We start from the raw sequence: 9,650 nt of genomic DNA, 5'->3' as shown, positions 1-9,650 counted from the left end.
AAATGGTTTAGCCAGGTAGGTTTCGGCACCGGCATGTTCTGCCAGAAGCTGTATATCGCTGTTGGCCGAAAAGTAAATAACCGGGATGTGTTTTAAATCTTCTGATTTTTTTAGCGTTTGGGTGGCAATAATACCACCGGCATCGGGTATCCAGTTATCCATCAGGATAACGGACGGGTTTAAGCTGCTTACCTTTTCAACAATATTATTGCAATCGGTAAACGTGTGTACCTCCCAGCCCTGTTCCTCTAAAATGTAAGAGCAGATAGAAAGAATATCCTCGTCGTCATCAAATATGATGATCTTTTTTGTAGAAGCGTCCATTAGTGGTTTTAAGCGGAAAAACAAAACTAGTTATTAATTATAAAAAAAGTTAATTATTTTTTAGTTACTGGTATAGAAAACCAAAAAGTTGAACCTTTATTTTCCTCACTGTCAACACCAATCTTTCCATGATGGCGTTTTATGATCTCTGCCGAGATGTAAAGGCCTAATCCTAACCCCGAAAACTTGTGAGATGACTCCTGTACACGGAAAAAACGGTCGAAAACAAAAGCTCTTTTATCATGTGGTATCCCGATGCCAAAATCTTTTACTGCGATATTAAGCATGCCTTTATCTGTAATTTCATTGGTTACAATAATCTCGGAGGCATCTGGCGAATATTTAATAGCATTTGATAAGAAATTGCTCACCACCTGTTCTAAACGTGGTTTATCTGCATAAATATCAACGTCGGCAATGCCTTCAATAACTATCCTGTGCGATGGGTTATTTGCCTGTGTATCTTCCACGCAATCTTTGATGATGTCGCTGGCATTAAACAAGGTATAGTTAAACTGCATTTTACCGGCATGTATTTTAGTTACATCCAATAGATCTTCAACAAGCGAGGTTAGTTTTGAAGTCTGCTTGTCGGCTTTATCTATAAACGGGAACATGGTTTTAACGTCAGTATTCTTATTGGCCATGCGCTGCATAATTTGCAGCGAGCCTTTCAGGCTGGTTATTGGCGTTTTAAGCTCATGGCTGGCTATACTCATAAACTCGTCTTTCTTTTGCATCAGCTGTTTGGTGGCCTGCTGCGCTTTAAGTAAATCGGTTACGTCAAAGCCAAAAAAAGCAATTCCATCAACTTTGCCTTTGTTATCAAATACGGGAGTATAAATAAAATCGAACCAGCTATCGACCATTTCGCCGCTTATTGGGTCTTTACGTTTTACCAAAAATGCTTTGGCAATAAAGGGTTTGCCGGTTTCCATTACCTGCCGGTCTATTTCAATTAATTTGCTATCGGCATCCTGAGCATGTGCTTCACTAATGGTTTTGCCAATATAGCTTCCCCGTGCATCAAAATCTTCAAATGCTTTATTAACAAACTCGTATTTAAGGTGCGGGCCGCGGCGAATGGTTATTAATGCCGGGGCATTTAAAAAGATACTATAAAACTCGTCCTGCTGTTTTTTAACCAGCTGTTGTAGTTCTTTACGGCGGCGCTCTGTTTCCTTTTGTGCGGTAATGTTAATAATGTAGCTAACCTCCCTGGCCGATGTATTATCATCCAGCTGTGCAGAACCCATTAATACACTAACCCTGCCGCCATCTTTTTTAATGTATTCTTTTTCATAAGGGGGGCAGGCACCATAAAGTGCTAATTGTTGTGCCGCCCATTTGGTAACCTCCGCGTAAGCTTCCGGGGTAATGGCATCCCATGGTATTTTATTATTACGCAGGTCATCCTGGTCATAGCCGATCATAGCCAGAAAGCCATCATTTGCATCAATAATTCTACCATTCTGGTCTGTAAATACCATCCCGATCATGTTTGATTCAAAAACCTTCCGGAAGCGGTTCTCGCTGCTGCTCATTTTCTTTTCAGCCTCGATTAAGCGCGTAATATCAATAATGGAGCCTACCATACGGTAAGGTGTGCCAAACTCGTTATGCAATATGCTGCCCCTGTCTAATATGATAGCATATTGCCCATCGGCCTTTAGAAAGCGATATTCGGCCGACCATTGTTTTTTGTTATTATTGATAGCCTCGTATACACTCTGCTCCACACGTTCGCGGTCATCGGGGTGTACTTTGCCAAACCAAAAATCGATGCTCTCTTGTTCTTCACTACGGTGATAGCCAAACATAGAGGTAAAGTTATCGCTTCGCCACATCGTGTTTTCTACCAGGTTCCAATCCCAAATGGTATCATTAGTTGCCTTTGATACCAGCGAAAAGCGTTCTTCGCTTTCAGATAAGCGCAGCGTACGTTCCCGCACCTTATCTTCCAGTTCATTGTTAAGCTCTTTCAGTTTCTCCCGGGCGGTAATAAGCTCATTGTAGTTTTTACGAAGTTTTTGTTCTGCATTTTTACGGTCGGTAATTTCGGTGAAAGTTAAAACCATACCATCTGCCATTTTTACGGCTACCATCCTATACCAGATCTTATCGCTTAGTTGATGTTCTGCAAGGTAATTTTTGCCTCCTTCGGTAACTTTAATATATTTATCATAAAGCCCGTTCTCTGCCAGTTGAGGTAAATCGCGCTTTAGTTGCAGGTTAACTAAATCACCAAGCTTACGGCCTGTTATACGTGTAGCCTCGTTATTGGCTGCAATGCATTTAAGGTCGGTAAGCCGGTTGTCTTTATCGCGTACAGCTTTAAAAGCCATAATGGCACTCTCTGTTGCGTTAAATACGCCTGCTATAATGTTATTAAGTTCTGCTATGGCAGATATGTCCACAAAGCTTATTACTACACCATCCTTACGCTTATCCTTACGTACGTAGGGCATAATCCGCATCAGGCTGCGTGTGGCATTTCTTAGTAATACCTCTTTTTCAATAACGGCGTCGTTATATAGCACCGCAGAAATATCCTGCAAAATGTTTTCGGCCTGGATGTTACTGGATATATCATTAATAGGCCTGCCAATATCAGCCTCAATGAGGTTGATCATTTTTACCGAAGCCGGATTAAACTTACGGATACAGAGATTATTATCTACAAATATTTGCCCTATTTCGGTGTTTTTAAAATAATTATCCAGGTCGTCATTAAGCTCAACAAGCTCTCTTATTTTAAGCTGATGTTCTGTGTTGAGTGTGTGCAGCTCTTCGTTTAATGATTGTAGTTCTTCATTGCCCGATTGCAGTTCCTCATTAGCCGATAGTAGTTCCTCATTGCTGGATTGTAGCTCCTCATTAGTGGTATCCATTTCCTCAACGGCCATTTGCAAGTTGCTGCGGGTTTCGTTAAGCTCGGCTTCCAGTTCTAAAAAATATTCGCCCTGCTGTAAATCGGGCAGTTGGTGTGATGGTAGTGTATCTTTATCAATAAGAGGTTCTACTGCAACCTCGGTTAATAATATTAAAGTATATGCGCTGGCCGACTCGGCACCGGATGGTTTAACAGCAATATTTAAAAAAATATCTTTATCGCCCTGCGTAAGCCGGATGCGCTTAAGTGTTGTTTTTTTATTTTCTTTCCATGCTCTGCGTATGGCGGTATTCAGCATCACAGATACATCGCGCGGCAGCATGCTCAGCAAATTAAGGGTAAGCTTTTTTTCGGGCAGCGAAAGGTACCGGCGGTAGTTACCAATGGTTTCTTTGATATCGCAGTTTTTATCTATGTAAATACCGACGCAGCCAAATTCTTCTAAAACAAGGTCATTAAAATCGTCAATAAGTGTTTTTTTAGCTTGATCGGCCGGTTTTAAAAAGTTTTTAATTTTATTTGTAGCCGTCGAGATCTGGTTACCGGCATGATAGATTTCGTTGTTGGAATAGCTGATGGAGCCTGTTTTTTTCCAGATCTTCCATTTACTATTCACCTCCTGCATGCCATCTTTTAAAACCGGAGCCGATTCGCTGGAGCCTAAAAAAAGGTAACCGCCCTGGTTTAATGAAAAATGAAAGGTAGAAAGCACTTTTTGCTGCAACAGGTTGTTCATATAAATGAGCATGTTGCGGCAGGTAACCAAATCGTTTTTAATGAAAGGCGGGGCTTTGGTCACATTATGCTTTGCAAAAACAATCATTTTGCGGATGGGGCTGATCACAGAATAATTATTGCCCTCCTTGATAAAATACCTGTCGAACAGGTCGTGATTAATGTCTGTGACTGATGCCTCACTATATAAATTTCGTGAGGCAATTTCAATACTCGACTGATCGATATCTGTGGCAAATATTTTTACATCCAGCTGCTTGCGGTTTTTTTGCAGGTAATCATAAATCAATATAGCCACAGAGTAAGCTTCCTCGCCGGTGCTGCATGCGCAGATCCACACTTTTAACAGTTCGCCATCTTCTTTTGCATCTGCAATAGCAGGAATAATCTGGTTGGCTAATATTTCAAATGCGGGTGCATCCCTAAAGAAACGTGTAACGCCGATGAGAAAATCCTGCCCTAATATGTTGGCCTCATCGGCATTAGTTTTTAATAACGCTATGTAATTACCTAACTCGGTAATGCCGGTGTTCATCATGCGCCGGGCTATGCGGCGAATAATGGTTGGTGTTTTATATAAATTAAATTCGTGCCCGGTACTCTTATATACCAGCCCGAATATCTCATCCAACTGGCTATCGTCTATTTTATCTTCGGCAAATATTTGTTCGGGTTTGTGGTTAATGTAGTTATACAGCTCCTGGTGCATTTTGGCTGGGGGCAATATAAAATCGGCATTGCCGGATGTGATAGCACTGTTTGGCATGCCATCAAATTTGGCAGTGGCGGGGTCTTGTACTATAACCAGGCCGCCGCATTCTTTAATGGTTTCTATACCGCGCGTGCCGTCTGTACCTGTACCCGAGAGTATGATGGCAATGGCCTGCTCCTTCTTTTCACGGGCCAGGGTATGTAAAAAAGTATCTATAGCCGTATTTGGCGATTTATCGTGTAGTTTATCAGCAAGTTTTAACCGGTTATTTTTAATGGTCATTAACTTGTTGTTAGGTATAATATAAACGCAGTCGGGCTGTATTACAGTTTCGTGCTGCGCCTCCAGCACCTTCATGTGGGTGTGTTTGGATACCAACTCTACCAATAAGCTCTTATAATCTGACGACAAGTGCTGGATAACGATAAACGCAAAATTCGAATTATCGGGCATGTTGTCAAAAAACTCATGAATGGCCTCCAGGCCTCCCGCAGAAGCGCCAATTGCCACAACATACTTTTGGCCAACAGCGGCCGTTTTTTGTTTTGTAGTGGATGGTTTTGCTTCGCTCATACTTGTTAGCAGTCGTATTTTTGGGAATTGAATAATTTCTAAAAGAAATTAATTGTACAATTGTTTGGTTTGAAATTCAAAAGCAAAGCTTCTGAACATTTCTGCAGCGGCAAGTTCTTGCGGTGTCCATGGTGCGGCAATTTGTTTAACCATTTGCTGCCATAGTTTAAACGAATTGCGGGGGTGGTAGGCTTTACCATTTTTTTCGAAGTTGATGGCCTGGTTGGGGTCTCCGCCCCACTTAATAGTTTGGATAATTTCTGGCCTGAAACAAAGGATAAAGTTACCCTTGTCGCCATTAATAGGAATTACCAGTATGCCGCTGGCAATGTCGGCATAGTCGGCAGCATCATCATAAAGCGAAGCCAGGTTGCTGCTTTCAAAAACACTGTTAATTTTTTTTCCCTCCAGCCATAGTGTCAGGTCTTCCAGGTAATGAAGCCCGGGGGTATTGCCCAAGGTATCAAATTGGCCATCATTAATTACTGCGGCGCCGGTTGCATTAAACATAGCCAAGAGATTGGGCTTTTCCATATTTAAAATACCCTTGGCAATATCCTGCTCTGTATAAACCTGCTCAATTAAAGCGGCCTTTTGCTGGTGCAGGTAAGCCGCCTTATCAAATTCTTCCTGGTTATAAATGCCCGAAATTTTGTTTGATATTACGCTAGAGAGCAACTCAATAACAGAGCAGAGCTCATAGCTTAAATATTTGGGCGTAACATGGTGGCAAGCAATTAGTCCCCAAAGCTGCCCATCTTTAATTACCCGGACTGACATGGATGCCATTACTTTCATGTTTTTCAAATACTCGAGGTGTACCGCTGCAACGCTGCGCAGGTTACAATCGCTCAGATCAATAAACGTATGGGTAACCGGGTTAATAACCGGGTAAAGCTTAACTGGCGTGTATACGCGGTTGGGGATTAACCTGTATGGGTTTTTGAGGTATAAAGCCCTCGCTTGTTTAGGGATATCAGATGCCGGGAAGGTATTGCCCAGGTAGCTTTCCATACCGGCGATCTTTTGCTCGGCAATAACGGTTCCATTCCAGTCGCTATCAAAACGGTACATCATAATGCCATCAAAGCCAGAGAGTTGCTTGATTTCGTAAATGGCAATTTCGCAGGCCTCCTGTACCGAGCCGGCATTTTCAATGGCCGCCATGGCGTATTTTATCTCCTGGAAAACATCGGTAAAAAAACGTTCTTTATGTTCTTTTATATGCTCCAGCTCTAAAATAAGGTAATTGTTTTTGGCCTGTACCAAAGCATGCGGTTGCCGCAATTTACCATTACAGGTAATGTTAAAGCTAAGGGGGATTTTTTCTGAAAAACCGGGTTTAAACTTACTTAGCAGTATTTCAGACTGTTCTGTTGATATATATTCAATAAAAGAGGTGTTAACCAGGTCTATTACGTTAATACCCATCAGCTCTTCTATGTTTTCGCTAACCTGTATAATATCAAGCGTTTGCTGATCCAATACCAGCAAATAACCGTGAGGCTGTATTTGATTGATATTGTGCAGGGGCAAGCTGCCACAAAACTCCGAATCGAAATTCTTTTTAGCCATGCTGCTCTATCCAGTTTTTAAATTTTAAAAAGGTACTGTTTGCGGCTTCGGTTATAGTTTGTTCGGTATCGGATGGTTGGTTGTTAAGTATGTTTTTAAACGATGCCCACATTTGATGGGTGTTTTCGCCATAGCTGTTAAAAAAGGAAAGCCCGGTATTAAGGCCCAGTTTACCAGATATCATTTTGCCGATAATGCTGCCACCCAATGTTGAACCCTCAATTACATAAAGCGCCCCAAACGCTTGTTCTGCACTATTTATTTCTGGTAGCTCGTTGCCTGTGGCTTTGGCAACAGGCTGGCCACCCAGTGCAATAATGTCATCGGCTATGGCTTCGGTTTTGCGGCGCTGGGCGTGGTCTGGCATTTGTTCCTGGTTAATAAACAGGTTAATGCGGTCTTCCAGGCCACCAAAATAGCCATAAAAAAGCTGTAGCAACTGCAGGTAATCTGCCTGGCTGGTAAGTCCTTTTATTTGGCCAACCAGCTTTTTTTCAAGCTGTTGGTGATAGGCCAGTGTTTGATCTTTTAAATTTTCGGCTAACATTCTATAGAGGATGAAACACTAAAATAGGTGAATAAGTTTAATTGTTAGAAAACTTTTAAGCTGTAATAGGGGTAGCCCTGCTGGGGTTGACTGCTTAACAGGTAAAACCAGTAGGCATTTAACTAATTTTATTAATAAATTTGAAACCCTTTTGCTGCAAGGTAAAGGGGCTAAGAATAGCACAATGAAAATAGATAAGCTGGTAAGAGCTGCAATAATTATAGCCATTATAATGCTAAACGTTGGTTGCGACCAGGTATCTAAAGCTATTGTGCGGAACCATATAGAGGCCTATAGCAGTCTGCGTTTTCTGCACGATCATTTTATGCTGACCAGGGTAGAGAATACCGGCGCTTTTTTAAGCCTGGGCGACCAGATACCGGGCTACCTGCACTCCATTTTACTTTCTGTTATCCCGGGTGTTTTTCTGATCTGGGGAATCTGGTACCTCATTACCAATACAAGGCTTTCGCGCGCTACTGTTATTGGTATTTGCTTTATGGTTGGCGGCGGTGCAGGCAATGTGTTTGACCGAATTATTCACGGCTCGGTAACCGACTTTTTATATATTGATTTCCCGCCCTTCCATACCGGCGTATTCAATATGGCCGATCTTTCGATCACTACAGGGGTTATTATTATCTTAATTGATATGGCGATGAAAAAGTGGAAAGAGCGGCCGAATACGGAGCAGACGCAAGGCTAGGTTATAATATTTGTCATTCTGACGAAGGAAGAATATTCTTCGATATGCCAGGTTGAAATACAAGGTGAAGAGCATGTTTTACCGGCGCTCAATATGACAAAGAAAATAAAAGGAATTATAGTTACTGCCGAAGTACGTGTCTTGTTTCCTGTCTCTCGTCTCTCTTCTTAAACCCTAATCACCTTATTGTCCAGCACCCCGAAAACAGAATCATCGTTTTTATGGCGAATGGCCACCTTGCCGGTAAACTTACCGAAAGAGGGTAAAATGGCTTGCTTATCGCCAAAGGTAAAGCAGGGCAGGGTTAGCGTTTGCCGGCCTTTGCCGTGCATGCGAACACCGGGGTGGATATGGCCGCAAAGCACGTAGCCCTCAGCATTAACAAGTTTGGCATCAGTTAACGGATGATGGAGCATCAAAAACGGTCCGATACTGTATTCCATCGGTGTTTCGATGTTGAGCTGGTGGTAATGGCTATCATTAATAATATCATGGTTGCCTTTTACCAAGATGATATGAAGCTGTGGAAATTGCTCGCGCCAGAGGGCAAACCAATCCCAGTCGGTATTTAGTTCGCTGTGGAACAGATCACCTAAAAAAATAAGTTTAGCAGGTTTATATTGCGCAATAAGGTCAGACAGTACAGCCAGATCCTCTTGTGCAATGTTTTGAGGAATGGCTATACCCGCCTTGCGAAAATGCCCCGATTTGCCCAGATGTACATCTGCGGCTATCAGCGCATTTTCTTGTTGCCAGTAAATTGCTTTTTCAGGTAGTAATAGTAGGGTCTGTTCTAGTATATTTAGTTCAGCTTCGGCACATATCTTCATTAACAGCAAAGATAGTGGTTTGCTATTGAAATTAGCAACACATCCAATTTATCGAAGTTAATTGTAAACTCCGGCTTAATTGGTTAATGTTGCCAGGCAATGTGTTTTATGATTTGTGCATAAACACAGCTAAACATAAGATTACTGCAGCTGTTACAAACTGTAGTATCAAGTATTTTAATGGTGGATGTTTCATGATGTTAAGGTTTTACATCAATAAAACGAACACAATTAACAAAAGGTTACTAGTTGTAACGTTTTTGATATAATGTTAAAAATGTATCAATGAAAACCTTTATTTTTTGTGAAGAACACCATATCGGGCTTTTTTTTGATAAAATCACTATTCTGATAGTGTATTTTATACGTTAAGGTATCTGAGAAAATAATAGCATACATTCATTTCGGCCTAAATTCTGCCCGAAATGATCAATTGGTTATAATAATTATGAAAAACGAAGACAAAACCGCCGAAGTATTCTCTGGCGAATTGTGGAAAGCCACAATGATTAAAAACATACTGGAGGACAACAATATCCAGGCATTTTTAAATAATGAACTACTGGGATCCGTTGCGCCCTACCTGGCCGATGCTGGCGGCATGGCCAATATTAAAGTGATTGTAAACAGCCAGCAAGTGGATGATGCTTTGAAGTTGATAAATGAGTTTAATAGCAGTGAACCGATAGCGGAATAAGAGCGTTAAGAACGAATTAATTATCTTCTTCGCCCTGCTGAGCCGCTAGGTGATCGCA

At 41.6% G+C, this 9,650-nt stretch carries 7 protein-coding genes; 2 read left to right on the top strand and 5 right to left on the bottom strand.

Annotation, left to right across the window (positions count from 1 at the left end; genetic code table 11):
• The 4 genes from RG47T_RS21415 to RG47T_RS21400 form a co-directional block, all read right to left on the bottom strand.
• Nucleotides 1–324, bottom strand: a 324-nt coding sequence (locus RG47T_RS21415; RefSeq protein ID WP_253187547.1) for a response regulator, incomplete at its 3' end; no start/stop codon positions are given.
• 53 nt (nt 325–377) lie between these two features.
• Nucleotides 378–5,237: a chemotaxis protein CheB gene (locus tag RG47T_RS21410; protein WP_074491566.1), complete on the bottom strand. Its 4,860-nt coding sequence runs from the start codon at nt 5,235–5,237 to the stop codon at nt 378–380.
• Between the two features lie 48 nt (nt 5,238–5,285).
• Nucleotides 5,286–6,812 (bottom strand): GAF domain-containing protein, encoded by a 1,527-nt coding sequence (locus RG47T_RS21405; RefSeq protein ID WP_074491565.1) that lies wholly within the window; start codon nt 6,810–6,812, stop codon nt 5,286–5,288.
• A complete protein-coding gene (locus RG47T_RS21400; RefSeq protein ID WP_074491563.1) occupies nt 6,805–7,359 on the bottom strand; it encodes a biliverdin-producing heme oxygenase in 555 nt (184 codons plus the stop codon). The genes RG47T_RS21405 and RG47T_RS21400 overlap by 8 nt, the downstream gene beginning before the upstream one ends.
• A 184-nt stretch (nt 7,360–7,543) precedes the next feature.
• Here RG47T_RS21400 and lspA point away from each other — a divergent pair, with 184 nt between their 5' ends.
• Nucleotides 7,544–8,065 (top strand): signal peptidase II, encoded by a 522-nt coding sequence (gene lspA, locus RG47T_RS21395; protein WP_074491561.1) that lies wholly within the window; start codon nt 7,544–7,546, stop codon nt 8,063–8,065.
• A 167-nt stretch (nt 8,066–8,232) separates the two neighbouring features.
• Here the strand turns inward: lspA and pdeM are convergent, their stop codons facing one another.
• Nucleotides 8,233–8,895 carry a ligase-associated DNA damage response endonuclease PdeM gene (pdeM, locus tag RG47T_RS21390; protein WP_074491559.1) on the bottom strand — a complete coding sequence of 221 codons (663 nt, stop codon included), beginning with the start codon at nt 8,893–8,895 and terminating at the stop codon, nt 8,233–8,235.
• A gap of 448 nt (nt 8,896–9,343) precedes the next feature.
• On the opposite strand from pdeM, the gene RG47T_RS21385 reads away from it, so the two are divergent.
• Nucleotides 9,344–9,592 (top strand): putative signal transducing protein, encoded by a 249-nt coding sequence (locus RG47T_RS21385; protein ID WP_074491557.1) that lies wholly within the window; start codon nt 9,344–9,346, stop codon nt 9,590–9,592.
• The last annotated feature ends 58 nt before the right edge of the window (nt 9,593–9,650 follow it).

This window comes from Mucilaginibacter polytrichastri, from assembly GCF_001911425.1.
Classification (GTDB): Bacteria; Bacteroidota; Bacteroidia; order Sphingobacteriales; family Sphingobacteriaceae; genus Mucilaginibacter; species Mucilaginibacter polytrichastri.
This window is presented reverse-complemented; position numbering and strand designations above follow the sequence as displayed.

Excerpts from the sequence above, each read along its gene's own strand:
- RG47T_RS21410 (WP_074491566.1), bottom strand. The coding sequence starts at position 5,237 with ATGAGCGAAGCAAAACCATCCACTACAAAACAAAAAACGGCCGCTGTT.
- RG47T_RS21405 (WP_074491565.1), bottom strand. The coding sequence starts at position 6,812 with ATGGCTAAAAAGAATTTCGATTCGGAGTTTTGTGGCAGCTTGCCCCTG.
- RG47T_RS21400 (WP_074491563.1), bottom strand. The coding sequence starts at position 7,359 with ATGTTAGCCGAAAATTTAAAAGATCAAACACTGGCCTATCACCAACAG.
- lspA (WP_074491561.1), top strand. The coding sequence starts at position 7,544 with ATGAAAATAGATAAGCTGGTAAGAGCTGCAATAATTATAGCCATTATA.
- pdeM (WP_074491559.1), bottom strand. The coding sequence starts at position 8,895 with ATGAAGATATGTGCCGAAGCTGAACTAAATATACTAGAACAGACCCTA.
- RG47T_RS21385 (WP_074491557.1), top strand. The coding sequence starts at position 9,344 with ATGAAAAACGAAGACAAAACCGCCGAAGTATTCTCTGGCGAATTGTGG.